The sequence below is a fragment of the Roseovarius litoreus genome (genome assembly GCF_900142765.1).
Classification (GTDB): Bacteria; Pseudomonadota; Alphaproteobacteria; order Rhodobacterales; family Rhodobacteraceae; genus Roseovarius; species Roseovarius litoreus.
This window is the reverse complement of sequence record NZ_FRCB01000007.1, coordinates 89,579-112,517: the sequence shown is the minus strand read 5'-3', so window position 1 is coordinate 112,517 and position 22,939 is coordinate 89,579. Positions and strand designations below refer to the sequence as shown.

General features: G+C 64.7%; 27 protein-coding genes and 1 tRNA gene. 7 read left to right on the top strand and 21 right to left on the bottom strand.

Features of this window, described 5'->3' with window-relative positions:
• Positions 1 to 13: 13 nt before the first annotated feature.
• The 16 genes from F3H35_RS13920 to fabD form a co-directional block, all read right to left on the bottom strand.
• The gene (locus F3H35_RS13920; RefSeq protein WP_149780158.1) at positions 14 to 337 is read right to left on the bottom strand and encodes a gene transfer agent family protein; all 324 of its coding nucleotides are present in this window, start codon (positions 335 to 337) and stop codon (positions 14 to 16) included.
• A gap of 5 nt (positions 338 to 342) precedes the next feature.
• Positions 343 to 756: a phage major tail protein, TP901-1 family gene (locus tag F3H35_RS13915; protein WP_007813552.1), complete on the bottom strand. Its 414-nt coding sequence runs from the start codon at positions 754 to 756 to the stop codon at positions 343 to 345.
• 26 nt (positions 757 to 782) lie between these two features.
• On the bottom strand, positions 783 to 1,196 hold the full coding sequence (locus tag F3H35_RS13910; protein WP_149780157.1) for a DUF3168 domain-containing protein: 414 nt from the start codon (positions 1,194 to 1,196) through the stop codon (positions 783 to 785).
• Entirely contained in the window at positions 1,193 to 1,531 is a 339-nt protein-coding gene (locus F3H35_RS13905; RefSeq protein WP_394852318.1) for a head-tail adaptor protein, read from the bottom strand. The genes F3H35_RS13910 and F3H35_RS13905 overlap by 4 nt, the downstream gene beginning before the upstream one ends.
• A complete protein-coding gene (locus F3H35_RS13900; RefSeq protein ID WP_149780155.1) occupies positions 1,531 to 2,130 on the bottom strand; it encodes a head-tail connector protein in 600 nt (199 codons plus the stop codon). The genes F3H35_RS13905 and F3H35_RS13900 overlap by 1 nt, the downstream gene beginning before the upstream one ends.
• Positions 2,131 to 2,292: 162 nt before the next feature.
• Positions 2,293 to 3,474 (bottom strand): phage major capsid protein, encoded by a 1,182-nt coding sequence (locus tag F3H35_RS13895; RefSeq protein WP_149780154.1) that lies wholly within the window; start codon positions 3,472 to 3,474, stop codon positions 2,293 to 2,295.
• Between the two features lie 37 nt (positions 3,475 to 3,511).
• Complete coding sequence (locus F3H35_RS13890; RefSeq protein ID WP_149780153.1) at positions 3,512 to 4,075, bottom strand: HK97 family phage prohead protease; 564 nt, start codon at positions 4,073 to 4,075, stop codon at positions 3,512 to 3,514.
• A 38-nt stretch (positions 4,076 to 4,113) separates the two neighbouring features.
• On the bottom strand, positions 4,114 to 4,353 hold the full coding sequence (locus F3H35_RS13885; protein ID WP_007813563.1) for a GTA head formation protein, RCAP_rcc01685 family: 240 nt from the start codon (positions 4,351 to 4,353) through the stop codon (positions 4,114 to 4,116).
• The gene (locus tag F3H35_RS13880; protein ID WP_149780152.1) at positions 4,346 to 5,536 is read right to left on the bottom strand and encodes a phage portal protein; all 1,191 of its coding nucleotides are present in this window, start codon (positions 5,534 to 5,536) and stop codon (positions 4,346 to 4,348) included. The genes F3H35_RS13885 and F3H35_RS13880 overlap by 8 nt, the downstream gene beginning before the upstream one ends.
• Before the next feature lie 84 nt (positions 5,537 to 5,620).
• Complete coding sequence (locus tag F3H35_RS13875) at positions 5,621 to 6,880, bottom strand: DNA-packaging protein (protein WP_149780151.1); 1,260 nt, start codon at positions 6,878 to 6,880, stop codon at positions 5,621 to 5,623.
• 10 nt (positions 6,881 to 6,890) lie between these two features.
• Positions 6,891 to 7,241 carry a hypothetical protein gene (locus F3H35_RS13870; protein ID WP_149780150.1) on the bottom strand — a complete coding sequence of 117 codons (351 nt, stop codon included), beginning with the start codon at positions 7,239 to 7,241 and terminating at the stop codon, positions 6,891 to 6,893.
• Positions 7,242 to 7,547: 306 nt separating this feature from the next.
• A complete protein-coding gene (gene mltG / locus F3H35_RS13865; protein ID WP_149780149.1) occupies positions 7,548 to 8,702 on the bottom strand; it encodes an endolytic transglycosylase MltG in 1,155 nt (384 codons plus the stop codon).
• Positions 8,702 to 9,961: a beta-ketoacyl-ACP synthase II gene (gene fabF, locus F3H35_RS13860; RefSeq protein ID WP_149780238.1), complete on the bottom strand. Its 1,260-nt coding sequence runs from the start codon at positions 9,959 to 9,961 to the stop codon at positions 8,702 to 8,704. Before fabF ends, mltG begins: the two co-directional genes overlap by 1 nt.
• A gap of 258 nt (positions 9,962 to 10,219) precedes the next feature.
• A complete protein-coding gene (locus F3H35_RS13855; RefSeq protein WP_007813575.1) occupies positions 10,220 to 10,453 on the bottom strand; it encodes an acyl carrier protein in 234 nt (77 codons plus the stop codon).
• A 427-nt stretch (positions 10,454 to 10,880) separates the two neighbouring features.
• On the bottom strand, positions 10,881 to 11,618 hold the full coding sequence (fabG, locus tag F3H35_RS13850) for a 3-oxoacyl-[acyl-carrier-protein] reductase (RefSeq protein WP_149780148.1): 738 nt from the start codon (positions 11,616 to 11,618) through the stop codon (positions 10,881 to 10,883).
• A 79-nt stretch (positions 11,619 to 11,697) separates the two neighbouring features.
• Positions 11,698 to 12,639 (bottom strand): ACP S-malonyltransferase, encoded by a 942-nt coding sequence (gene fabD / locus F3H35_RS13845; RefSeq protein WP_149780147.1) that lies wholly within the window; start codon positions 12,637 to 12,639, stop codon positions 11,698 to 11,700.
• Positions 12,640 to 12,800: 161 nt separating this feature from the next.
• Here fabD and F3H35_RS13840 point away from each other — a divergent pair, with 161 nt between their 5' ends.
• Positions 12,801 to 14,018: a cytochrome b/b6 domain-containing protein gene (locus F3H35_RS13840; RefSeq protein WP_149780146.1), complete on the top strand. Its 1,218-nt coding sequence runs from the start codon at positions 12,801 to 12,803 to the stop codon at positions 14,016 to 14,018.
• An 81-nt stretch (positions 14,019 to 14,099) separates the two neighbouring features.
• On the opposite strand, the gene F3H35_RS13835 is transcribed toward F3H35_RS13840, so the two are convergent.
• Together F3H35_RS13835 and F3H35_RS13830 are read right to left on the bottom strand one after the other, a co-directional pair.
• The gene (locus tag F3H35_RS13835) at positions 14,100 to 14,675 is read right to left on the bottom strand and encodes a YceI family protein (protein WP_149780145.1); all 576 of its coding nucleotides are present in this window, start codon (positions 14,673 to 14,675) and stop codon (positions 14,100 to 14,102) included.
• A 143-nt stretch (positions 14,676 to 14,818) separates the two neighbouring features.
• Complete coding sequence (locus tag F3H35_RS13830; protein ID WP_149780144.1) at positions 14,819 to 15,307, bottom strand: hypothetical protein; 489 nt, start codon at positions 15,305 to 15,307, stop codon at positions 14,819 to 14,821.
• 260 nt (positions 15,308 to 15,567) lie between these two features.
• Between F3H35_RS13830 and rpsF the strand changes: the two genes are divergently transcribed.
• Genes rpsF through rplI form a run of 3 tightly spaced genes read left to right on the top strand, consistent with a single transcriptional unit; the run spans position 15,568 to position 16,816 of the window.
• Positions 15,568 to 15,921 carry a 30S ribosomal protein S6 gene (gene rpsF / locus F3H35_RS13825; RefSeq protein ID WP_149780237.1) on the top strand — a complete coding sequence of 118 codons (354 nt, stop codon included), beginning with the start codon at positions 15,568 to 15,570 and terminating at the stop codon, positions 15,919 to 15,921.
• 28 nt (positions 15,922 to 15,949) lie between these two features.
• On the top strand, positions 15,950 to 16,177 hold the full coding sequence (gene rpsR, locus F3H35_RS13820; protein WP_007813591.1) for a 30S ribosomal protein S18: 228 nt from the start codon (positions 15,950 to 15,952) through the stop codon (positions 16,175 to 16,177).
• Between the two features lie 12 nt (positions 16,178 to 16,189).
• Entirely contained in the window at positions 16,190 to 16,816 is a 627-nt protein-coding gene (rplI, locus tag F3H35_RS13815) for a 50S ribosomal protein L9 (RefSeq protein WP_149780143.1), read from the top strand.
• A 201-nt stretch (positions 16,817 to 17,017) separates the two neighbouring features.
• Here rplI and tig read toward each other — a convergent pair whose 3' ends face one another.
• Entirely contained in the window at positions 17,018 to 18,349 is a 1,332-nt protein-coding gene (gene tig / locus F3H35_RS13810; protein ID WP_149780142.1) for a trigger factor, read from the bottom strand.
• Between the two features lie 189 nt (positions 18,350 to 18,538).
• A tRNA-Leu gene (locus F3H35_RS13805) sits at positions 18,539 to 18,623 on the bottom strand.
• A 189-nt stretch (positions 18,624 to 18,812) separates the two neighbouring features.
• Between F3H35_RS13805 and F3H35_RS13800 the strand changes: the two genes are divergently transcribed.
• Entirely contained in the window at positions 18,813 to 19,310 is a 498-nt protein-coding gene (locus tag F3H35_RS13800; protein WP_149780141.1) for a Hint domain-containing protein, read from the top strand.
• A gap of 41 nt (positions 19,311 to 19,351) precedes the next feature.
• On the opposite strand, the gene F3H35_RS13795 is transcribed toward F3H35_RS13800, so the two are convergent.
• Positions 19,352 to 20,932: an NAD(P)H-hydrate dehydratase gene (locus tag F3H35_RS13795; RefSeq protein WP_188129976.1), complete on the bottom strand. Its 1,581-nt coding sequence runs from the start codon at positions 20,930 to 20,932 to the stop codon at positions 19,352 to 19,354.
• Positions 20,933 to 21,106: 174 nt separating this feature from the next.
• Between F3H35_RS13795 and F3H35_RS13790 the strand changes: the two genes are divergently transcribed.
• Positions 21,107 to 21,445, top strand: a complete 339-nt coding sequence (locus F3H35_RS13790) for a P-II family nitrogen regulator (RefSeq protein WP_007813600.1) — start codon at positions 21,107 to 21,109, stop codon at positions 21,443 to 21,445.
• A 45-nt stretch (positions 21,446 to 21,490) separates the two neighbouring features.
• On the top strand, positions 21,491 to 22,897 hold the full coding sequence (glnA, locus tag F3H35_RS13785) for a type I glutamate--ammonia ligase (protein WP_149780139.1): 1,407 nt from the start codon (positions 21,491 to 21,493) through the stop codon (positions 22,895 to 22,897).
• The last annotated feature ends 42 nt before the right edge of the window (positions 22,898 to 22,939 follow it).

The following is a 22,939-nucleotide window of genomic DNA, read 5'->3' as shown; positions in this document are numbered from 1 at the left end:
ACCCGCGCCCCGCTCAAGGGCCGACCTCCGGCGCCATGAAGGCCCGCGCCAGCAAGTCCGCCGCCGCCTTCGCCGCCCCCAAAGGCCCGCCCTCGATCTCGGCACTCAGCAGATCACCCGCATCGCCGCGCCAGCCCCCGCCGCGCAGCCCCGCCACGATCAGCCGCAGCACATCGCGGCTCGACAGCGCCCCCCCCTCGAAGCGCGCCACCAGATCGACAAGCGAGCCGCTCTCCAGCTCCGCCTCCAGCTCCGCCAGCGCCCCCAGCGTCAGCTTGAGCACATGCCGCCGCCCGTCGATCATCAGCGCCACCTCGCCCGCCCAGGGGTTCGCCATCGCGCCTACGCCGCCGTGAAGGTCAGCTGCCCCGCCGAGGCCAGCGCCATCTCATAGGTCGCCTCGCCGTCATGCGTCCCGGCATATTCGATCGCCGTCACCTGAAACGGCCCCTCGACCGTGCCGAAATCCGGGATCACCACCTGGAAATCCGGCACCTCCCCGTCAAAGAAGATCTGCCGTGCGCGCGCGTCGCTGGCCGCATCACGGAAAATCCCCGAGCCGCTGATCGCCGCCGATTTCACACCCGCACCGCCCAGCAACTCGCGCCAGCCGCCACCCGACTCAAGGCTGGTGACATCCACGCTCTCGGCGTTGAAACTCACCCGCGTCGCGCGCAGCCCCGCCACCGTCTGGAAATTGCCATCCCCCGTCAGGTCGATCTTCACCAACAGGTCCTTGCCATTCTGTACCGCCATTTCACTCTCTCCATGAAATCAAGGGGTTAAACCGTGTCTTCCACCCGCGCCCGAAAGGTCAGGTCGATCCGCCTCTGCGCGCCCGTCCCTTCCCTCTGTGCCCGTGCGCGGTAAAAATGCAGCCCCGCCAGACGCCCCCGGCTCAGGCTCAGACCGCCCTGCGCCAGCGCATCGCCCACCGCCGCCGCCACCTGCTTGGCCGCGTGAAATCCCGCCGCCGAGGTGACCACCGACACCGTCAGCCGATGCCATGCACCGCCGCCGCTCGCATCGCTGCGCGCGCGCACCTCTTCGGGTCCAAGCGTCACATAGGTTTCCGGCAGGCCGCCCGCGGGCAGCGTGTCATAAATCGCGCCCCCGACCAGCGCCGCCAGCGCCGCATCGCCCGCCAGCTTTTGATAAACCGCCTCCTGCAAGGCCGCCGCCACCGCATAGCTCATAGCGCCACCTCTTCCTCGGCAAAGCAGACCAGGTATTTCGCGCCCGCATCGCGCTCGGCCACCGCCTCGATGCGGAACACCCGTGTGCCCTCTCGAAACCTCTGACCGGGCCGGGGCCGCATCGCGGCACCCTCGGGCGCCGCCCGCACCCTGATCCGGTAGCCCGTGGCCGAAACCGGCACCCCTTCGCCGCTGCGTTCTCGCCCGGTGCGCGCCACCAGCTCGGCCCAGAGCGTGCCAAGGCCCATCCAGGCTTCGGTGAACCCGCCTGCGCCATCCGCCACGCGCTCGGGCGCCTCCAGCACCAGTTGCCGGTTCAGATGCACCCGCCCCATCATCCCGCACTTCCGTGAAACAGCCGCACGGTGCGATAGCGCTCGATCAGGCTCGACACCCCGAAAGGCATGCATCCCCCGCCCAGCGCGGTCTCGTCGCGATATTCATAGTAGTGCGCCGCCAAGAGCAGCACCGCCTGCGCCAGATCCGCCGGCAACCCGGCCCAGTTTTCGGAAAACCCCGCCTCAAAGACGATCTCCGCCGTGCCGCCGCGCGGGATCGCCGGCAGCATCGCGCCTTGCGGGCGCAGGACCGGGCGATGCGCATCGGTCTCGAGCCGGTAGAACGCAGGCCCGATCCCCTCGTGATCGCCATCCCGGCTGTGCAAGGTCAGCGACGTGATCGCCGTCACCGGCGCCACCGGCATCGGCTGGCCATCGGGCGCGCGCCACTCCGAGTGCGTCCAGTGAAACACCCGCCGGATCAGAACCTTGCCGGTCCGCGCCTCGATCGCGGCGATGGCCGCGCGCAGGAAGCTTTCCAGCACAGGCTCCTGAAGACCCTCTTCGGCAAATCCGGTTCCCAGCCGCAGATGCGCCTTGAACTCGGCCAGCGGCAACGCATCCCGAGACACCCCGGTTTCTTCAATCAACATCATGGACCTTCTCCACAAATCCCGGCCCCCTCCCGTCGTTCAGGCGCGCGCCGCCCCATTGCCCGCCCGGAGGGGGGAGCAGCCGGACAACACATTCGGGGACTCCGGCGCACGCCCCGGAGGCAGGCCGGCACATGTCCGGCCCGCCCCCCATCCGCGCATCCCTTACGAGACGGCGAATTTCAGCAGCTTGATCGCGGCGAAATCGCTCACATCCCCGCCCACGCGCTTGGTCGCATAGAACAGGACATGCGGCTTGGCGCTGAACGGATCGCGCAGCACCCGCAGATCCGGGCGCTCGGCCACGGTATAGCCCGCGGCGAAATCGCCAAAGGCGATGGCCGTCTCGCCTGCCGCGACATCCGGCATGTCCTCGGCAATCAGAACCGGATACCCCAGAAGCCGTGCAGGCTCTCCGGCGGCCAGCCCGTCGGACCACAGGAACCGCCCGTCATTATCCTTGAGCTTGCGCACCGTTCCGGCGGTTTTCGAGTTCATCACGAACACCGCATTGGCGCGGTATTGCGCACCCAGCGCATAGACCAGATCAATCAGCGCCTCGGCCCCCGCAAAGGCGCCCTCGGCCCCTGTGGGCACATAACCCAGATTGCCCCAGACCCAGACATCATTGTCCACATCGGGATGGGTCAGAAAACCCTTGGGCTTGTCGATCCCGTCACCTGCGACAAAGGCCGCCGCCTCGGCGCGGGCGAACTTGTCGGCGATGCGCCCCGCCAGCCAGGCCTCGATGTCGAAGGCGCTGTCATCCAGCAGCCGCTGGCTGGCTTTCGGCAAGGCGCTCAACTCGTGCAGCGGAATGGTGATCCGGTCGATGCTGGGCGTGCCGGTCTCTGCGGTGGCGCCGCTCTCGGTGGCCCAGCCATGGCCCACATCCGTGTGGTCGATCAGCACATCGAAGGACGTGGCCTCCACCTGCACCACATTGGCGATCGCCCGGATCGACGCGGTCGAGGCCAGCGTCGAGCGGATCGTCTCTGCCGTCTGCGGGTCCACCAGATAGCCGCCATCGCCCGCCACCGCACTCGACATCGCCTTGCTGTCCAGCTCCAGACCGCGCAGCCCGTCATCATCGCCCGTGCGCAGATAGGCGTCGAACGCCTTCACATGCGGCGCGGCGCTCTCGGCGCTGGCGGACAGAATGGGGCGCGCCTGCGCCAGTGATTTTCGTTCCATCTTCGTCATCTTGTCGTCCTGCTGTTTGAAACGTTCCAGAATATCGGCCCGAAAGCCCATGAACTCGGTCATGAATCCCGCCACGGCGGATTTCACCTCGGCCACCGGAGACACATCTTCCCCGGTCCGAGCCTTCGCCTCGGTCTTGCTCATCGCTTGATCCCGTCTGTTTGAGGTGATCCTCGGCGCGTCAGTCGTCCCGGCGCGCCAGCTCCTGGCGGGCGACCTCGAAGATCGCCGCCACGTCACGCAAGGCAGGGTCATCTTGCGGGGTCTCCCCCTTGGCCCCCACCCTTGCACTGGGCAGCATCGGGAAGGTCACCAGCGACACCTCCCACAGCTCCAGTTCCGTCAAAAGCCTGTGGCCCTTGTCCGTCTTGACCGCGCGCAGCGTGCGGTAGCCGATGGACAGACCATCCAGCGCCCCCGCCTCGATCAGCGCCGCGGCCTCGCGCGCTCGGGCGACACCGTCCAGCAGACGGCCCTTCACCCACAAGCCGCGCGCATCCTCGCGCGCCTCGTCCCAGATACCGATCGGCTGGGCCGGGTCGTGCTGCCAGAGCATCCTCACCCTCCGGCCCTCGTTCGCCATCCGCTGCAACGAGGCCGCGAAGGCGCCCGGCGCCACCACGTCACCGCCCCTGTCCGGATCCCCGAACAGGCTCGCATAGCCCTCGATCCGCGTGCCCTCGGTCACGCTCAAGCCCTCGCCCATCCGGCAGAACTTGTGTTCCAGCCCGCTGTCGCCCTGCATGTCACTCATCCTTCGCTCACCCGTCATTGCCTCGCCCCTCATGGCAGCGCCGCCAGCAGCGGATGGAACGCCTGCGCAAGGATCGCGCCCACCACGCCGTAAACCGCCAGCCACAACCGCTTCTCCAGCCGCTCCAGCGCGCCCTCGATCTTCTCCAGCCGGTGCAGCAGCGCATCATGCTGCAGCTTGGCCACCCTCTCATGCGCCTCCAGCCTCAGCGCCGGCGCACAGTCGAACGCCTCGAACCCGTAGCGCTCCGGAAGATAGGGATCACCCATCGTCTGTTTCCCGCGCAGGCAGCCCCAGCATCCGGCGCTTTTCCGCCTCGGTCAGAAACTCCGCCCCCGCGATCCGTGCCCATTGCGCATCGCGCTCCGCACCCAACGCCGGCACCTGGTCCAGATCGGGACGCAGCTCGAGCCGCTCGCCGGTGAACCCCGCCAGCCAATGGCCGATCCCCGCCGCCACCCGCGACACCATCGGCAGCACGCTCAGCCTGTAGAACGCGCGATGCGCCTCCTGGTAATTGGCATAGGTCGCATCCCCCGGTATCCCCAAGAGCATCGGCGGCACCCCGAAGGCCAGCGCGATCTCGCGCGCCGCGGCCTCCTTGGTCTGCTGGAACTCCATATCCGACGGGCTGAACCCCATCGGCTTCCAGTCCAGCCCCCCCTCCAGCAGCATGGGCCGGCCCGCATTGCGCGCCCCCTGATGATGCGTCTCCATCTCCGACACCAGCCGGTCATACTGATCCGCACTCAGCGCGCCCTGCCCCTCGGCCCCGCGATAGACGATCGCGCCCGAGGGCCTTGCCGCATTGTCCAAAAGCGCCTTCGACCACCGGCTGGCCGCATTATGCACATCCACCGCCTGTGCCGCCGCCTGCAAGGCCGACAGCCCGTAATGGTCATCCTGCGGATGGAACGACTTCAGATGACAGATCGCCTCGGCCCCGAACCGGTGCTTGCGCCCGCCCACGGCATATTCATACCCCACAGGCCAGCCATCCGCGCCGGGAATGACACTCATCCGGTCCGAGCGCAGCACATGCAGCTCCCCCGGCACGCCACCGGCCTCGCCCGCCACCGCCTCGAGATAGGCATTGCCGGTCAACAGCAACTGCCCGTAAAGCGCCTCCAGCAGCGCCGCGCGCCCCTGCGCCGGGTTGGGCCGCGCGATCAGGTCGATCAACGGATGCTTGGCAAAGCGCGCCTCATCCATCTCCACCACCAGCGGCAACGATGCCGCCGCCTCGGCCAGCATTTTCACACAGCGAAACCCGACCGGGTTCCCGGCAAAGCCGGTGCGTGTCAGCGTGGCGCTGTCCCTCGGGCTCCAGACAACCCTGCCAAGACCCATGCCCTGCCAGGCCGCAACCCGCCCCGCCGCACTCGCCTTGCGCTCAGGCGCGCCGGCTTCCTGCGCCGCAGCACTCCCCTGTCGGAAGAAATCCAGTATCATCTCGGCTCATCTCCTTGGCTCGGCCCGCCGCCTTGTCGCATCACATGCGGGGCATCAGACCGCGAAAGGTTTAACAAAAGTAAATCAGACCGCGCGCACCTGTGGCCGCCGCCAATGCGCCGCCGGCTCGATCATCAACTCGGTCAACGCCCAGACCAGCGCATCCACCCGGTCAGGGCTGCCCTTGCCCTCGAAGCCGCGCGCCGTCATCGCGCACATCTGGTCCTCCAGCGTGCCCAGCCCCCGCAGATGATGCACCCGCCCCTGCTCGTAAAGCGCCGCCACAGGCTCGGCCCTCGTCACCTTGCCGCGCCGTGCATGCACCGCTTTCACGGGCACCAGCGGGTCCACCTGCCGGATCACCTGCGCCACCATGTCCCCGCCCTGGTTGACCTCGGCCACCAGCCGGTCCGCCCCCCAGTGCTCCATCGCGGAAATCGCCGCATTGGCCCAGCTGAGCGGCCTTGCCGCCCCCACCGAGCAATCCGCCAGCACATAGGCCCGCCAATCCTGCACCGGGCCGCGTGTCACGGCCCCCGCCACCACGATCCCGCATTCATCCGATCCCGCCCGTCCGGTCACCGGCGGATCGATCGCCACCACGATCCGATCCAGTTCCGGCAGAGTGTCGACCCGGCAGGCCTCGATCCCGCGATTGCTCCACAGCGCGCCCTCGGCCTCCGACAGCAGCACACCGTCCAATTCCTGCCGCCCCAGCCGTGTCCCCGCATAGCGCGCGCGCACCTCCTCAAGGAAGGATTGCGCCAGAAACGCCCGGTTCGCCTCGGTCGGGGCGCTGGTGACCACGGTGCTCTTTTGCTCCAGCAGGTCCTTGAGCACCCCCACATTGCGCGGCGTCGTGGTGATGCAGACCTGCGGATGATCCCCCAGCCGCAGCCCGAATTGCAGCATGTCCCACGTGTCGCGCGCCTTTTTCCACTTGGCCATCTCATCCACCCAGGCCCCGTCGAATTGCGGCCCCCTGAGCGCCTCGGGCTCATGCGCCGAAAACGCCTGCGCCACAGCCCCATTGGGCCAGACAAGCCGCTTGCGCGTCGCCTGCCAGTCGGGCCTGCGGTCGGGCGGCGAACAGGCCATGATCCCGCTTTCGCCGAAAATCATCACCTCGCGCACCTGGTCTATCGTCTCGCCCACCAGCGCCATGCGCCGGCACAGGCCCTCGCTCAGCGGTCGCGCGCCCTCGACCTGCGCGCGCACCCATTCCGCACCGGCCCGCGTCTTGCCCGCGCCCCGCCCGCCAAGGATCACCCAGTTGCGCCAATCCCCCTCGGGCGGCAACTGATGCTCCAGCGCCCAGAACTCGAACAGGAAGGGCAGCGCCATCAGCTCCCCCTCAGCGAGACTTTCGATAAACGCGTCCTGGGCATCTTGCCCTTCTGAGACGATCCAACCGGCCGCAAACCGAAGCCCGTGCTTCGGAAAGGTCGAGCGCGTAGTCGTTGACGATGCCCTTTTCGTGTTTTCTGCGTTTTTCAAGATGTACCTCCGCTTCAATCGCGATCTTCAGCCATTGCCGGATTTCCGCCGTGGCCCGGTTCGCGTTTTTCAGGTTCTCAAGATCGCCGTCTTGAATCCGATCGTAGAGTTTCTGCAGCTCGCCCCGCATGTCCGACAATTGTCGCTCCAGCGAGTCGATGGACGTGGTCAGGCCCGTGGGGCCTGCGTCCGGGGTGATCAAAACCATGTATGCTCATGCCTCTTGTGCCTTTTTGATGTCGGCCCCTCCGGATCGTCGGGACCAGCACAAATCGCCTCGACGGCTGCATCAGGGTCGGGCCATGGCGTTAAGACATGCTGAAGGCACCGCGCGGTGCTCCGGGCGGTGTGACTCGGGTCGGGCTGGTCTTGCCGTCAGAGTGTCAGGGGGGCTGAATGTCAGGCCGCTCAAGCGCCTGTCAGCCCGCATTTGTGTACGAGATGGACACAAATTGCGGGCTGGCAGTCAAGTTTCGTCCCAAACGCGTGTAGGTTTCGTACGGATCGTACGACCTCAGTCCGTGGCGCGCTGCGCCTCGATCTCGCGCCAGCGGGCGACGTTGCGGTTATGCTCGTCCAGCGTGATCGCAAAGGCATGTCCGCCCGTGCCATCGGCCACGAAAAAGATGTAATCGGTGCTCAGCGGATTGACCGCCGCCTCGATGCTCGCGCGCCCCGGATTGGCGATCGGCGTGGGCGGAAGCCCGTCAATTACGTAAGTATTCCAAGGGGTTTCGGCCCGAAGTTCACTTCGCCGCAGCCCCCGGCCCAGCACGCCCTGACCCTCGGTGATGCCGTAAATCACCGTCGGATCGGTCTGCAACCGCATCCCGCGGTTCAGGCGATTGACGAACACGCTGGCCACCTGCCCGCGCTCTTCGGCGACGCCGGTTTCCTTCTCGATGATCGAAGCGAGGATTAACGCCTCGTACGGGCTGTCCAGCGGCAGACCCTCCTGCCGCTCCTCCCAGGCTTCGGCAAGGATAAGATCCTGAGCCTGCCGCATTCTTTCGATCACGCTGGCCCGTGTGTCGCCCTCGCGCACCTCGTAGCTGTCGGGCGCAAGACTGCCTTCGGGCGGGGTCTCGTTAACCTCTCCCTCCAGCACGTCCACCGCCGCCAATCCTTGCATCACCTGCCAGCTCGTGACCCCCTCGGCGACCGCGATCCGGTACCGCGTGTCGGCTTTTTCCCGAACGGTTTCAAAGGCTTCCGGCACGTCGCCCTCGCCGGGGACAAAGGCGGCCTTCTCGACATAGCGGTTGGTGGCGGGGTCCAGTTCGCGCACTTCGATCTCGGCATCGGTCACACCGATTCGATAGACCACCTCGGTCCCGCAGGTGCTCGCCCCTCCGCGGGTGATGATGTCGGAGATCTCCGACATGCTGGCGCCTTCCGGAATGAGCCAGCTACCGGCCTTCAACAGGCTGTTCTTGTTGGCATAATCCACGCCGACCCGGAAAATCGTACCGTTGGAAATCGCCCCTTCCTGCTCCAGCTCGCGCGACACCGCCCGCATGTTGCTGCCCCGCTCCACCCTCAGGCAGATCGGTTCATCCAACGGGCCTTGCGCCGTGTACTCCGACTGGCCCCACAGGATCACACCCCCCACAAGGAAAACCAGAACAACAAGGAAAGTCAGGAAGTTAGAGGCAATATGCCGCCACATCAGCGCGGTTTCCCAAGACACAGACAGGCATTCGTACCCCCGAACCCGAAGCTGTTCGAGATGGCGACATTGATCTTCCGCTCCCGTTTCGCGTTCGGCGCAAGATCAAGCACCGTCTCCACCGCCGGGTTGTCCAGGTTGATCGTCGGCGGCGCCACATCATCGCGCACCGCCAGGATCGAGAAGATCGCCTCGATCGCCCCCGCCGCCCCCAGCAGGTGCCCGGTCGAGGACTTGGTCGAACTCATCGTCGCCTTGCTCGCCGCATCCCCCAGCAGTCGCTCCACCGCCTTCAGCTCGATCGGATCGGCCATGGTGCTGGTGCCGTGGGCATTGACGTAATCCACCTGATCCGGCGTCACGCCGGCATGTTTCAGCGCAGCCTGCATGGCGCGGAACCCGCCATCGCCATCCTCGGACGGCGCGGTGATGTGATAGGCATCCCCCGACAGACCATAGCCCAGAACCTCGGCATAGATATTTGCGCCGCGTGCCTTGGCGTGCTCGTATTCCTCCAGCACAACGACGCCCGCGCCCTCGCCCATGACAAACCCGTCCCGGTCTTCGTCATAGGGCCGGCTTGCCGCCTTCGGGTTGTCCGCCCATTTGGTGCTGAGCGCCTTGCAGGCGTTGAAGCCCGCGATCCCGATCTCGCAGATCGCAGCCTCGGCCCCGCCCGCGATCATCACGTCGGCATCGCCGAACTGGATCAGCCGCGAGGCATCGCCGATCGCATGCGCGCCCGTCGAACAGGCGGTGACGACCGAATGGTTCGGCCCCTTGAAGCCATAGCGGATGCTGACCTGACCGCTGATCAGGTTGATCAGCGCGCCGGGAATGAAGAACGGCGACACACGCCGCACACCCTTGTCGCGGATAATCAGCGTCGTCTCCTCGATCGAGCGCAGCCCGCCGATCCCCGATCCGATCATCACGCCCGTGCGCAGCTGGCCCTCTTCGTCCTCGGGCGTCCAGCCCGAATCCTTGACCGCCATATCCGCCGCCGCCATCCCGTAAAGGATGAAATCATCCACCTTGCGGCGCTCCTTGGGGGCCATGTGATCATCGGCGTTGAACGTGCCGTCGCTGCCATCGCCAAGCGGCACTTCGCAGGCATATTTCGTCGCCACGTTCACCGGATCGAACCGCGTGATCGTGCCCGCGCCCGACTGTCCGGCCAGCAGGCGTTTCCATGTTTCCTCGACGCCCGACGCCAAAGGCGTGACCAATCCCAGCCCGGTGACAACCACACGACGCATCATGCTGCCCTTTCCACGTGTTTTCTTCGGTTGCTCTTAACCCGCCTTGCCCCCAAGGAGCAAGAGCACTGCAAGCCCGGCCTGCCCATGGACGCAAGATTGCCGATGCCTTGACCTGGCGGAGACAGGAGCGCTGCCGCTTGCCTGCTGGACGGCGCCCCTTGGCCCCAGATGTGCCGACGATGTTCCGGAGCCGCACATGAAAAAGGCCCCCGCGCTTGCGCAGGGGCCTTTTGCCGTCAGGCAGTGTCGGTCGGCTTAAGAGGCGTCGCTGATGAACTTGACCGCATCGCCGAAGGTCTGGATGGTCTCTGCGGCGTCATCCGGGATCTCGATGCCGAATTCCTCTTCGAACGCCATGACAAGCTCGACCGTGTCAAGGCTGTCAGCACCCAGATCGTCGATGAACGACGCGTTCTCGGCCACCTTGTCTTCTTCCACGCCGAGATGCTCGACTACGATTTTCTTCACGCGGTCTGCGATATCGCTCATGTCTTAATCCTCATCTTCTTTCGGGTCGCTGAACCCGCTTTTTGCCCCTGCCCCAGCCGGGAGGCGGCTTGGTGATGCCCCTTGCCGGGCGATTTTTCGAACCCGTCCACGCGGGCAGCCGAGCGTCTGGTCCGGGGTCACCCGGCCAGTCTGCGCCGCCTATAGCATATGCCGCGCCATTGGCAAATCCTTTCGCAAATGGCTCGCCACGGGGACACCACCCCGTCCGACCGGCGTTGCATCAGAGCCGCAGCAGGGCCCTAATCCGCTGAACGAAAACCGAAAACCCCGCTTGCCGCAGCCTCGGACGGGATGCGCCACTGGCCTTGCGGGGCGCATCTGCGGTTCGGGCAAGGGCAGCATTTATCCGCCACGCCGCCCGCCCGCTTGCAGCCCGCCGAGTTGATTCCCGCGCACAGCCGGAGCGTCAGAGCATCGCCATGCCGCCATTGACGTGCAGCGTGGTGCCCGTGACATAGCCCGCCTCGGCGCTGGCGAGATACAGGACCGCCGCCGCGATCTCTTCGGCGCTGCCCATCCGCGCCATCGGGATCTGGGCGTTGATCTTGTCCTTCTGGTCGTCGGTCAGCTTGTCGGTCATGGCCGTTCCGATGAAGCCCGGCGCCACCGCATTGGCGGTGATCCCCCGGCTTGCGACCTCATAGGCGATGGATTTGGTCATGCCGACCAGCCCAGCCTTGGAGGCCGCGTAATTCGCCTGTCCGGGATTGCCCGTGGCGCCCACGATCGAGCTGATATTGATGATCCGCCCCCACCGGGCCTTCATCATCGGGCGCATCACGCCACGGCACAGCCGCATCGCCGAGGTCAGGTTCACATCCAGCACCTGCGACCATTCCTCGTCGGACATGCGCATGAAAATCTGATCCCGGGTGATGCCCGCATTGTTCACGAGGATATCGACCGATCCCATCGCCTCGATCGCCTGCTTGGGCAGCGCCTCGACCGCCTCCGCGTCACCAAGGTTGCAGGGCAGCACATGCGTGCGCGCGCCCAACGCGGCGGCCAGCGCCTCGAGCGGTTCGGTGCGCGTGCCACTCAACCCGACGGTTGCTCCGGCTCCGTGCAGCGCCCTTGCGATCGCGCCCCCGATGCCGCCCGACGCGCCGGTGATCAGAGCGGATTTCCCTGTCAGATCAAACATTCTCGTGCTTCCTTCTGGTCTGGTGCCGGATTTGTCACTGCAAATCCGGACTGAAAAATGCAATTTTTCGCGCCCGGGCTCAGCCGTTCATCGCCTCGAGCGCCGCCGCGACATCTTCGGGCGTGCCCACCGCGCGGGTCTCGATGTCACGGTCGATCCGGCGCACCATGCCCGACAGCGCCTTGCCCGCGCCGATCTCCCATGTCTCGGTCACGCCCTGGGCGGCCATAAAGAGCACCGACTCGCGCCAGCGCACCGCACCTGTCACCTGCTCCACCAGAAGCGCGCGGATGCGGTCCGGATCGCTCACCTGCTCGGCCACCACATTGGCCACCAGCGGCACGCGCGGCGCGCTGATCGCCACCGCACTCAGAGCCTCGGCCATCGCATCGGCCGCAGGCTGCATCAGCGCGCAGTGAAACGGCGCGCTGACCGGCAACAGCATGGCACGTTTTGCACCGCGGTCCTTGGCCATCGCGACCGCGCGCTCCACCGCGGCGCGCTGCCCCGAGACGACCACCTGACCGGGATCGTTGTCATTCGCCGCCTCGCAGACCTCGCCTTCGGCGGCATCCGCCGCCAATGCGCGCACCGACTCCAGATCGAGCCCAAGGATCGCGGCCATCGCGCCCACACCCACCGGCACGGCCTTCTGCATCGCCTCGCCCCGGATGCGCAGCAACCGCGCGCAATCGGCCACGCTCAGCGCCCCCGCCGCAGCCAGCGCCGAATATTCGCCAAGCGAGTGGCCCGCCACCATCGCGGCGGCATCGATCGTGATGCCCTCAGCCTCCAGAGCGCGCATCGCGGCAAGCGACGTGGCCATCAGCGCAGGCTGGGCATTCTGCGTCAGCGTGAGGTCATCCTGCGTGCCCTCCCAGACCAGCGCGCTCAGCTTTTCCCCAAGCGCATCATCCACCTCGTCGAAAACCGCCCGCGCGGCAGGATAGGCCTCGGCCAGGGCCTTGCCCATCCCGATGGTCTGCGCCCCTTGTCCGGGGAATACGAATGCTCGGCTCATCTGATCGTCTGCCTCCCTGATCTTGCGCCCCCCGGATAGCGCGCCTCGCGCCCGGAGGCAACGACCAACACCCGCGCACGTCGCCTGTGCGCAGGCGGGCATTGTTCCTGTCCGAAGCCCGGCTAGATTGGCCTGCAGACGCAACCGACAGGAGCCAAGCGATGCCCACCAGCAACTCCAGCACGACCTATGGCAGCGTGACCAAGACGTTCCACTGGCTCACCGCGCTCCTGATCCTTGCGGTGATACCGTTGGGGCTGATCGCCAATGACCTGGCCCATCAGATACGCAATCCCGATGCCTCCGCATCCGAGGCGACCGTGCGGCTGGCCACCACGCTCTTCTCGGCTCACAAGACCCTCGGGCTTGCCGTGTTCTTCGTGGCGCTGGCGCGTATCGGGTGGGCCATCAGCCAGCCCAAGCCGGGCCTTCTGAACGGCGACAAGCGGGCCGAGGCGTGGTTGGCCGAAACCGTGCACTGGCTGCTTTACGGCTCGCTGGTGCTGGTGCCGTTGTCGGGCTGGGTGCATCACGCCGCCACCACAGGGTTTGCGCCGATCTGGTGGCCCTTCGAGCAAACCTTGCCCTTCGTGCCGCAAGACCCGCATCTGGCCGAGATCTCCAGCGTTGTGCATTTCGTTCTGCAATGGGTGCTGGTCGGCGCGATCACGCTGCATGTGGCGGGCGCGCTCAAGCATCACGTGATCGATGGCGATGCCACCTTGCGCCGGATGCTGCCCGGCCTGAACCCCGCGCATCCCACCGCGAGGCAACCCGGGCATCTCCTGCCCTTCGTGACAGCACTTGCGGTCTGGGCGGCGGTGCTGGGTGGCGCCGGTGCCTTGGGCTGGTTCTCGAAGGGGGCGGGTGCCACGGGCATGGCCACTTTGGCCGCCGTCGACAGCGAATGGCAGGTTCAGCAGGGCACGTTGAACATCAGCATCACCCAGATGGGCAGTCAGGTCACCGGAAGCTTCGCCGACTGGACCGCCGAGATCAGCTATGCCGAGCAGCCCGACGCAAACAACCGCCACGGGGAGGTCACCGTGACCATATCCATCGGATCGCTCACCTTGGGATCAGTCACCGATCAGGCCATGGGCAAGGAGTATTTCAACGCCGAAAACTTCCCCACAGCCACCTTCCAGGCCGATATCCTGACCACTGAGACCGGCAAACTGGCGCGCGGCACGCTGACGATCAAGGATCAGTCGGTCCCGGTCGAGATGCCGTTCGACCTGAGCATCGACGGCGACACGGCCTCTGCCGGTGGCGGGCTGAGCGTGGATCGGCGCAACTTCGGGATCGGCGGCGATGGCACGGACTCTCTGGGCGCGACCGTCGATATCAGCTTCGATCTGACCGCCGCGCGCGGCTGATCGCTCCCCGATCCATCTGCACCAAAGAAAAAGGCCAGCCCAAACCGGGCTGGCCTTTCATCTTTTGAAACTGCTGCAGGCTTACTGCGCCTTGCCGGCCTCGATCGAGATCATGACCTCGACCTCATCGCTGACGGCGGGGGCGAACTGGCCCACACCGAAATCCGAGCGCAACAGCGTGGTTGTCGCATCGAACCCGGCCCAGGGCTGGCCGTTCTTCATCGGATGGCCTTCGACCTTGTTCAGCTTGGCATCCAGCACCACCGATTTGGTCACACCGTTCATCGTCAGATCACCGGTGATCTTGGCCGTGTCATCTCCCGTCACCTCGATGCCGGTGGAGGTAAAGGTCACCATGTCCCCCTCGGCTGCGCCGAAGAAATCATCGGACATGAAATGCTCGAACCGCTTTTCCCAGCCGGTCAGCATCGAGCGCACGGGCATCGACACCGTCACCGACGAATTGGCCGGGTTTTCCTGATCGAACATGATCTCGCCCTCGAAGCCCGAGAACATGCCGAAGGTCGTCGAATAGCCAAGGTGGTCATACGAGAACACGATCTGGCTGTGGCTCGCGTCCAGCTCATAGGTCTCGGGGGCAGCAAAGGCGGCACTTGCACCAAGCGTCAATGCTGCGGCCAGAAGGGTCTTTCTCATTGCAATTCTCCCTGTAGGGTTGTGTGAAAACGCGTGTAAAGCAAACGTGGGGCGTCCGCTACAGCGGACAATCCCCCAGAATTCAACAAAATGTGTGGATCAGCGAACAGATGTGGCGCAGGTTTTCGCTTGGCGCGGACCGCTCACGCCCGAAGATCGAACACCCGGCACAGTTGATCATGCAACCGGCGATCGGTCACCCGCACCGACACCAGCTCCCTGCCGCCTGCGTCGCGCACCGAAAAGAACCCGTTGTCCAGCGTCGCCTCCTGCAGGCTGTCCAGCTGATGAGAGACCGCGACCTGCAGGGTGCCCCTTGCATCGCGCTCGATCACGCGCAGTTCGCCCCGGGCCCGGTCGATGTGAATTTCGGGATCGGCGCGGTCACTGCCCAGACAGGAAAGACAGGTCAGACCGGCGATAACCGCCACTGCGGAGATCAGCAGCTTGATCACCTTCATCGCGTGATCGCCCGGCTCTCCCGGCATGATCCACAGGCCCATGGCCGACATCAGGAACGCGGCGCCCAGACACATCAGCACCGCGCGACGCAGCGCGGAACCGGGCTTGTATCCATTTTCGGGGACGCCGTCTTGTATCTTCGAACGATACTGATCGGGAAAGGCAACCATTGCTCGACCTCATTCTTGTTACTCGTACACAATTGAACATCGGTATACAGACCATCCAAATCGGGCAGGTTTTTGGCGCATACGCGGAGAAATCTTGCTTCTGCGCCGCCCCGTTCGGCGGGCCTTGCCACGCGGCGCAATCCGTCGTAAGGACCGGCTTCCTTTCGCAAAACGATTTGAACCGCGCAGTCTCTCGTGGTGGGGCAGCGGAAGGACATGACCCCACCTATGAAATGCGCCTTGAAAAAAGTGGAGATCACATGCCGCTCTACGAGCATGTATTCATCGCGCGCCAGGATCTGTCCAACGCGCAGGCCGAGGGCCTCATCGAACATTTCGGTACCGTTCTGTCCGACAACGGCGGCAAGATCGTCGACAGCGAGTACTGGGGCGTCAAGACGATGGCCTACAAGATCAACAAGAACCGCAAGGGGCACTACGCTTTCCTGAAAACCGACGCACCCGCGCCGGCCGTTCAGGAAATGGAGCGCCTGATGCGTCTGCACGACGACGTGATGCGCGTCATGACCATCAAGGTCGACGAGCATGCCGAGGGTCCCTCGGTCCAGATGCAAAAGCGCGACGAACGTGAACCCCGTCGCGAGCGCCGTTGATATTCGCCTGAAGAAAGGACACTAAACCATGGCTGCAAAACCGTTTTTCCGCCGCCGCAAGGTCTGCCCCTTCTCGGGCGACAATGCACCTGCGATCGACTACAAGGACACGAAACTGCTCCAGCGCTATATTTCCGAGCGCGGCAAGATCGTCCCGTCGCGCATCACCGCCGTTTCGGCCAAGAAGCAGCGTGAACTGTCCCGTGCCATCAAGCGCGCACGGTTCCTCGCCCTGCTCCCCTACGCCGTGAAGTAAGGAGAGAGCATCATGCAAGTTATCCTTCTCGAACGCGTGGCCAAGCTGGGCCAGATGGGCGAAGTCGTCGACGTCAAGCCCGGCTATGCGCGCAACTACCTGCTGCCGCAGGGCAAGGCGCTGACCGCCTCCGAAGCCAACATCAAGGGCTTCGAGAACCGCAAGGCACAGCTTGAGGCGCACAATCTCGAAAGCCGCAAGGAAGCCGAGAAACTGGCCGAGCAACTCGACGGTCAGCAATTCGTGGTGATTCGCCAGGCATCCGACGGCGGCAACCTCTATGGCTCCGTCTCGACCCGTGACGCGGCCATCGTTGCCACCGAGGCCGGGTTCACCATCGACCGCAAGCAGGTTCTGATCCGTCAGCCGATCAAGACCCTCGGTCTGCACGAAGTCGAGGTGCATCTGCACCCCGAAGTCGACGTGACCATGCAACTCAACGTCGCCCGCTCCCCCGAGGAAGCCGAGCTTCAGGCGTCCGGCAAGACCATTCAGCAGGTCGCAGCCGAGGAAGAAGAAGCCGCGGATTTCGAGATTGCGGAACTCTTCGACGATATCGGTGGTGCAGCGGCGGACGACGAAGACCTCGCCGAAACCGTCGAAACCGCCCGCCCCGCGCAGGACGACGAAGAGCGCTGAGCCGCCTCAGAGCCGAATATACCAAAGGGCCGCATGGATCATGCGGCCCTTTTTGTGTGTGCCTGACGGGTATCTGCCCCGCCTTGCCGCCTGTCGGTGCACCGATGGACAGGCGCCGCAAGGCGCGAACGAAAAAGGGCCGCTCCGTCAGATCGGAGCGGCCCATCGTGGTCCGGCGCGGTCTGAAAGACCGATTGCGCCTTATTCCTCGTCCATCGCCTCGACAGCCTTTTCAAGCTCGTCCTTGGTGCTCTCTTTTTCGGTGACCTGCGCCAGCTCGGCGACATAGTCGATCACCTTGTCCTCGAAGATCGGCGCGCGCAGCTGCTGGCGCATCTGCGGGTTGTTCTGCACGAATTCGAAGAACTGACGCTCCTGCCCCGGATACTGGCGGGCCTGCTGCATCACGGCCTGTGTCATCTCGGCATCGGTCACCTCGACCTCGGCTTTCTGGCCCAGATGGGCCAGCAGAAGGCCAAGACGCACGCGGCGCTCGGCCAGCTTGGTGTGCTCTTCGGTCGGCTCGATCTCGGGGTGATCGTGGCCCTGCACCTCGGGGTTTTCCTCGTGCCAGAGCTGATGGGCGATCTGGTTGGCCTCGGCCTGGACCATGCTGGGGGGCAGATCGAAATCGACGAGCTTGTCCATCTCGTCCAGCAGATGGCGCTTCATCACGGCGCGTGCGGCGCCGGCATATTCGGCTTCCAGACGCTCCTTGATCTGACCCTTCAGGGCATCCAGGCTTTCGGCGCCGTATTTCTGGGCCAGATCGTCGTTGATCTCGGCCGCGACCGGCTCCTTGATTTCCTTGATCGTGCATTCAAAGACGGCATCCTTGCCGGCCAGATGCGCGGCCTGGTACTCGTCGGGAAACTTGACGGTGACGTCCTTTTCCTCGCCGACCTTCACGCCGACCAGCTGATCCTCGAAACCGGGGATGAAGCTGTTGGAGCCAAGCACCAGCGGATAATCCTCGGCGCTGCCGCCTTCAAAGGCCTCACCATCCACCTTGCCGACGAAATTGATCACAACCTGATCGCCGTCCTTCGACTTGGAGCCTTTCTTGCGGTCCTTGAAGTCCTGTGCGCTCTCGGCAAGGTTCTTCAGCGCCTCGTCCACGGCCGCGTCATCGGCCTTGGCGACCAGTCGCTCGACCTTGATCACCGACAGATCGACCTCGGGGATCTCGGGCAGCGCCTCGTAGGACATCTCGATCTCGACGTCGTCGCCCTCTTTCCAGTCCTCGTTGACCATCTTGACCGCAGGCTCTGCCGCCGGACGCTCGCCCTTTTCCTCGAAATGGGCCGACATCGCGCCGTCCACGGCTTCCTGCATGGCCTCGCCGAGCACCCGCTGCCCGAACTGCTTTTTCAGCAGCGCGAGCGGCACCTTGCCCTTGCGGAAGCCCTTCAACGCCACATCCGGCTGAGCCTCTTTCAGCTTTTCGGTTACCTTGTCTTCCAGCTCCTGCGCTGTCAGGATCATCTTGTAGGCGCGCTTCAGGCCTTCGTTCTGGGTCTCGGTGACTTGCATGAGCTTCCTCGCATAAGCTGACAGGGCGCCCGAACGGCGCCCCGGTGAAATTTTCGTCTTACTAGTTTGGCCCCGAGGCAGGATCAACCCTGAATCAGCACGCAACGCGCGCAAGGCACATGCCCCTTCGGCCAAATGCATGAAGGCGTGCAACGCCTCGGCCATGGCCGCCCTTTGCTCAGGGATCACTGGTGCGGGTGGAGGGACTTGAACCCCCACGCCTTGCGGCGCCAGAACCTAAATCTGGTGCGTCTACCAATTCCGCCACACCCGCCAGTTCCACGCCGCCTGCCATGGCAGGCCAAGCGTGATAGAGCGGTCTCTAGCAAAGGCGCATTCCGGATGCGAGAGGAAAAATAATCTCAAGTTTGATGTATCCAGCCCGCAAAAAGATCGCGACATTTACATATTCTTGCCATATTGTGGCAGAAAAAATTGAGGCAGTAACAGAGTGAGTAACGCCATGAAACCGAAAACGGTCGGGCGGATCAACGGTGGACAGTCCACCGGGAATCCGAATGAATGCACAGGGCTTATGGCCCAATCGATCATTCTTACACTAGACGGCGAAAAACTGGTCGGCGACGTCAAGCCCGGCGACCGCATCGTGACCCGTGACAGCGGCATGGCCGTTCTGCGCAAGGTCCATCAATGCCGCATTCAGGCTGCCGCAGTGCATATCGCCGCGGGCTCGCTTGGCCACACGCGCCCCGATCGGGACGTGACCTTGCCTGCGGGTCAAATGGTGCTGATCCGCGACTGGCGGGCCGAAGCACTTTTCGGCACGCCACAGGCGCTTGTGCCCGCGGAACGTCTGGTCGATGGCGAATTCGTCCGGTTCGAGGATGCGGTCTGGATGACCCTCTGCACCCTGGAATTCGACCGCCCTCACATCCTTTATGTCGACGGGATCGAAGTGGCCGGGCATGTCGCTGCGGAAGCGACCTCCGCCGCCGCCTGATACGACGGCTCTCTCCACCGATCACGACGGGGGCTGGCGCCTCAGCAGGCGCCCAGCCCTCGCAAGACACCCGGCAACGCCTCGGGCAGATCTTCGGCAATCAGCCCCGGACCATAGCGGCGTGCCGCCTCCACATGGCACCATGCCGCCAGCTCGCTGGCCTGCATCGGGCCGAACCCGCGCGCCATCAGCCCTGTAATCAGCCCGGTCAACACGTCGCCTGATCCAGCCGTCGCCAGCCAGGGCGCCGCGCGCCCGTAACAGGCCGCATGGATCGACACCCGCCCATCGGCCGCCGCGATCACCGTATCCGCCCCCTTGAGCAGCAGAACGCAGCCCGCCCGCTTTGCCGCCGCGCGTGCCGCATCCACCCGCGACATGGCCGGGCCGGTCGTCGGCACCGCCACCAGACGCTCGGCCAGATCCGGGAAAAGCCGCGCGAACTCTCCGCCATGCGGGGTCAGGACGCACTGCGTCCCCGTCGTCAGATCGAACAGCTCGTCCGGATTATCCGCAAAGACGCTCAGCGCATCCGCGTCCAGAACGCAGGGCCGCCCCGACGACACCGCCACCGCCGCCAGACTGGCCGTAGGCTCGCTCACCCCCATCCCCGGACCAAGCCCGATGGCCGAAAACCTCGGATCGTCCAGCAGCTCCGCCAGCGCATCGATATCCGGCACAGGGCGCATCATCAGCGCGGTGATCTGTGCTGCGACCTCGGCCTGCGCCCCCGGCGGCACGCCAAGCGTCACAAGCCCCGCCCCGATCCGCAGCGCCGCACGCGCCGCCAGCCGCGCCGCCCCGGTCTGCCCCGCATCTCCCGACAGGATCAGCGCATGACCATGCCCGTATTTATGCCCCTGCCGCTTGTTCAGAACCTCCCCATCAGGCGCATCGACAAGCTGCGCCACCAGCGGATCCTCCGGCCCCTCCAGCCCGATATCCGCAATCGCCAGCGCCCCACAGGCCGCAGGCCCATCCTGCAGGTAATGCCCCAGCTTGGCCGCGTGGAAACTCACCGTCAGATCGGCGCGCACCGCCTCATGGTATCGCGCCGCGCCCTCGCGCCTCAGATAGCGGCCTGAATCCGCGCAAAGCCCGCTTGGCACGTCCACCGCAACAACCCTTGCGCCCCGCCGTGCCGCCATCTGCGTGGCCAGCCCGAACGCATCCACCCCTTCGAGCGGCCGCGTCAGCCCCGTGCCGAAAAGCGCATCCACCAGCAGCGCCCGCCCGTCATGCCCCCTGTCCGGAAGGGCGAACGCGCCCTCCCCCTCCTCGCGATAGGGGCGCACCGCGCCGCCCATCGCGCACCAGCGGTCGTGATTGGCCCTGGCATCGGGCGGCAGCGTCTCGGGATCACCCAAAAGCCACAGATCGACCTCCCAGCCCCAGTTGCGCAACAGCCGCGCGATGACGAACCCGTCGCCGCCATTATTGCCCGGCCCGCAGAGCACAGCCGCCCATCCCGGCGCCTGCGCCAGATCCGGCCATTGCGCGAAAACCGCCTCGATAACGCCCCGACCGGCGCGCTCCATCAGCTCCAACTCGGTCACCTGCCCCGACTCGATGGCCTCGGCTTCAAGGGCGCGCATCTGCCCGGCACTCAAGACTTCGGTCATCATCTCACTCCCAAGTTTCCAAAACGGCGCAAAATTATGCATTTTGATTAAATTTTATGCACCACTCAAGCGCCACCCGGCCGATACCAGCGCCTTTTACCCTATCCGATTGAGCCACCCGGTGAGAAGTGGTCTCACAACCCCCGAACGACGTGGCGAGGGAGGCCGAAGCCGATGAAGAAAATCGAAGCGATCATCAAGCCGTTCAAGCTTGACGAGGTCAAAGAGGCCCTTCAGGAGGCCGGGATTCAGGGGCTTTCTGTCATCGAGGTCAAGGGTTTCGGGCGCCAGAAAGGCCATACCGAACTCTATCGTGGGGCGGAATATGTCGTGGATTTCCTGCCCAAAGTGAAAATCGACGTCGTCATCGACGATGACCAGGTCGATCAGGCCATCGAGGCGATTATCGACGCCGCCAAGACCGACAAGATCGGCGACGGCAAGATCTTCGTCAGCCCCGTCGAACAAGCCATTCGCATCCGGACCGGCGAAACCGGCCCCGACGCTCTTTGATCAACACCCAATACAGACCCACTATCAGAAAAGGGAAGAAGGCACATGAGCCAGAAAGCAATCCTCCAGCAGATCAAGGAAGAAGACGTTGAATACGTCGACATCCGCTTCACCGACCCGCGCGGCAAGCTGCAGCACGTCACCGTGATGGCCGATCTGGTCGATGAAGACTTCCTTGAAGAAGGGTTCATGTTCGACGGCTCCTCGATCGCCGGTTGGAAATCGATCGAAGCCTCCGACATGAAACTGATGCCCGACACCGAGTCGGCCTATATCGACCCGTTCTATGCCGAGAAAACCCTCTGCGTGCATTGCTCGGTGGTCGAGCCCGACACCGGCGAACCCTACGAGCGTGACCCGCGCGGCACCGCCCAGAAAGCCGAAGCCTATCTGAAAGCCTCGGGCATCGGCGATTCCGCCTTCTTCGGTCCGGAAGCCGAATTCTTCCTGTTCGACGACGTCCGCTTCTCGAACAAGATCAACAAGGTCTCCTACGAAATCGACGCGCTCGACGCCTCGTGGAACACCGACACCGAGTACGAAATGGGCAACACCGGCCATCGTCCGGGCGTCAAGGGCGGCTATTTCCCCGTGAACCCGATCGACGACGGTCAGGACATCCGCTCGGAAATGCTCAGCACCATGAAGCGCCTCGGCATGAAGGTCGACAAGCACCACCACGAGGTGGCCTCGTGCCAGCACGAGCTGGGCCTGGTCTTCGGCACCCTGACCACTCAGGCCGATGAGCTTCAGAAATACAAATACGTGATCCACAACGTGGCACAGGCCTACGGCAAGTCGGCAACCTTCATGCCCAAGCCGATCTATGGCGACAACGGCACCGGCATGCACGTGAACATGTCGATCTGGAAAGACGGCAAGCCGCTCTTCGCAGGCGACAAATACGCCGATCTCAGCCAGGAGGCGCTGTATTTCATCGGCGGCATCCTCAAGCACGCCAAGACGCTCAACGCCTTCACCAACCCGTCCACCAACTCCTACAAGCGTCTGATCCCCGGCTTCGAAGCCCCGGTTCTGCGCGCGTATTCGGCCCGCAACCGGTCGGGCTGCGTCCGGATCCCATGGACCGAGTCGCCCAAGGCAAAGCGCGTCGAAGCTCGCTTCCCCGATCCTTCGGCCAACCCCTATCTGTGCTTCTCGGCCCTGTTGATGGCCGGCCTCGACGGCATCAAGAACAAGATCGATCCGGGCGAAGCCATGGACAAGAACCTCTACGATCTGCCCGCCGAGGAACTCGAAGGCATCCCCACCGTCTGCGGCAGCCTGCGCGAAGCGCTCGAAGCCCTGCAGGCCGACCATGCCTTCCTGCTGGCCGGTGACGTCTTCACCAAAGACCAGATCGACGGTTACATCGACCTCAAGATGGAAGAGCTCGAAACCTACGAGCACACGCCCCATCCGGTCGAATTCATGATGTATTACAGCTGCTGATCGCGTTCCCGCCCCTTCGGGCGGGATCACGCAGCACCATCA

Coding starts and splice junctions, on each gene's coding strand:
- fabG (WP_149780148.1), bottom strand. CDS start 11,618: ATGTTTGATCTGACAGGGAAATCCGCTCTGATCACCGGCGCGTCGGGC.
- F3H35_RS13910 (WP_149780157.1), bottom strand. CDS start 1,196: ATGAGCTATGCGGTGGCGGCGGCCTTGCAGGAGGCGGTTTATCAAAAG.
- F3H35_RS13800 (WP_149780141.1), top strand. CDS start 18,813: ATGAAACCGAAAACGGTCGGGCGGATCAACGGTGGACAGTCCACCGGG.
- F3H35_RS13835 (WP_149780145.1), bottom strand. CDS start 14,675: ATGAGAAAGACCCTTCTGGCCGCAGCATTGACGCTTGGTGCAAGTGCC.
- rplI (WP_149780143.1), top strand. CDS start 16,190: ATGCAAGTTATCCTTCTCGAACGCGTGGCCAAGCTGGGCCAGATGGGC.
- fabD (WP_149780147.1), bottom strand. CDS start 12,639: ATGAGCCGAGCATTCGTATTCCCCGGACAAGGGGCGCAGACCATCGGG.
- F3H35_RS13875 (WP_149780151.1), bottom strand. CDS start 6,880: ATGGCGCTGCCCTTCCTGTTCGAGTTCTGGGCGCTGGAGCATCAGTTG.
- glnA (WP_149780139.1), top strand. CDS start 21,491: ATGAGCCAGAAAGCAATCCTCCAGCAGATCAAGGAAGAAGACGTTGAA.
- F3H35_RS13920 (WP_149780158.1), bottom strand. CDS start 337: ATGGCGAACCCCTGGGCGGGCGAGGTGGCGCTGATGATCGACGGGCGG.
- F3H35_RS13880 (WP_149780152.1), bottom strand. CDS start 5,536: ATGATACTGGATTTCTTCCGACAGGGGAGTGCTGCGGCGCAGGAAGCC.
- F3H35_RS13830 (WP_149780144.1), bottom strand. CDS start 15,307: ATGGTTGCCTTTCCCGATCAGTATCGTTCGAAGATACAAGACGGCGTC.
- tig (WP_149780142.1), bottom strand. CDS start 18,349: ATGCAAGTCACCGAGACCCAGAACGAAGGCCTGAAGCGCGCCTACAAG.
- fabF (WP_149780238.1), bottom strand. CDS start 9,961: ATGCGTCGTGTGGTTGTCACCGGGCTGGGATTGGTCACGCCTTTGGCG.
- F3H35_RS13895 (WP_149780154.1), bottom strand. CDS start 3,474: ATGAGCAAGACCGAGGCGAAGGCTCGGACCGGGGAAGATGTGTCTCCG.
- F3H35_RS13840 (WP_149780146.1), top strand. CDS start 12,801: ATGCCCACCAGCAACTCCAGCACGACCTATGGCAGCGTGACCAAGACG.
- rpsF (WP_149780237.1), top strand. CDS start 15,568: ATGCCGCTCTACGAGCATGTATTCATCGCGCGCCAGGATCTGTCCAAC.
- rpsR (WP_007813591.1), top strand. CDS start 15,950: ATGGCTGCAAAACCGTTTTTCCGCCGCCGCAAGGTCTGCCCCTTCTCG.
- F3H35_RS13855 (WP_007813575.1), bottom strand. CDS start 10,453: ATGAGCGATATCGCAGACCGCGTGAAGAAAATCGTAGTCGAGCATCTC.
- F3H35_RS13905 (WP_394852318.1), bottom strand. CDS start 1,531: ATGGGGCGGGTGCATCTGAACCGGCAACTGGTGCTGGAGGCGCCCGAG.
- mltG (WP_149780149.1), bottom strand. CDS start 8,702: ATGTGGCGGCATATTGCCTCTAACTTCCTGACTTTCCTTGTTGTTCTG.
- F3H35_RS13795 (WP_188129976.1), bottom strand. CDS start 20,932: ATGACCGAAGTCTTGAGTGCCGGGCAGATGCGCGCCCTTGAAGCCGAG.
- F3H35_RS13900 (WP_149780155.1), bottom strand. CDS start 2,130: ATGATGTTGATTGAAGAAACCGGGGTGTCTCGGGATGCGTTGCCGCTG.
- F3H35_RS13885 (WP_007813563.1), bottom strand. CDS start 4,353: ATGGGTGATCCCTATCTTCCGGAGCGCTACGGGTTCGAGGCGTTCGAC.
- F3H35_RS13915 (WP_007813552.1), bottom strand. CDS start 756: ATGGCGGTACAGAATGGCAAGGACCTGTTGGTGAAGATCGACCTGACG.
- F3H35_RS13870 (WP_149780150.1), bottom strand. CDS start 7,241: ATGGTTTTGATCACCCCGGACGCAGGCCCCACGGGCCTGACCACGTCC.
- F3H35_RS13890 (WP_149780153.1), bottom strand. CDS start 4,075: ATGCAGGGCGACAGCGGGCTGGAACACAAGTTCTGCCGGATGGGCGAG.
- F3H35_RS13790 (WP_007813600.1), top strand. CDS start 21,107: ATGAAGAAAATCGAAGCGATCATCAAGCCGTTCAAGCTTGACGAGGTC.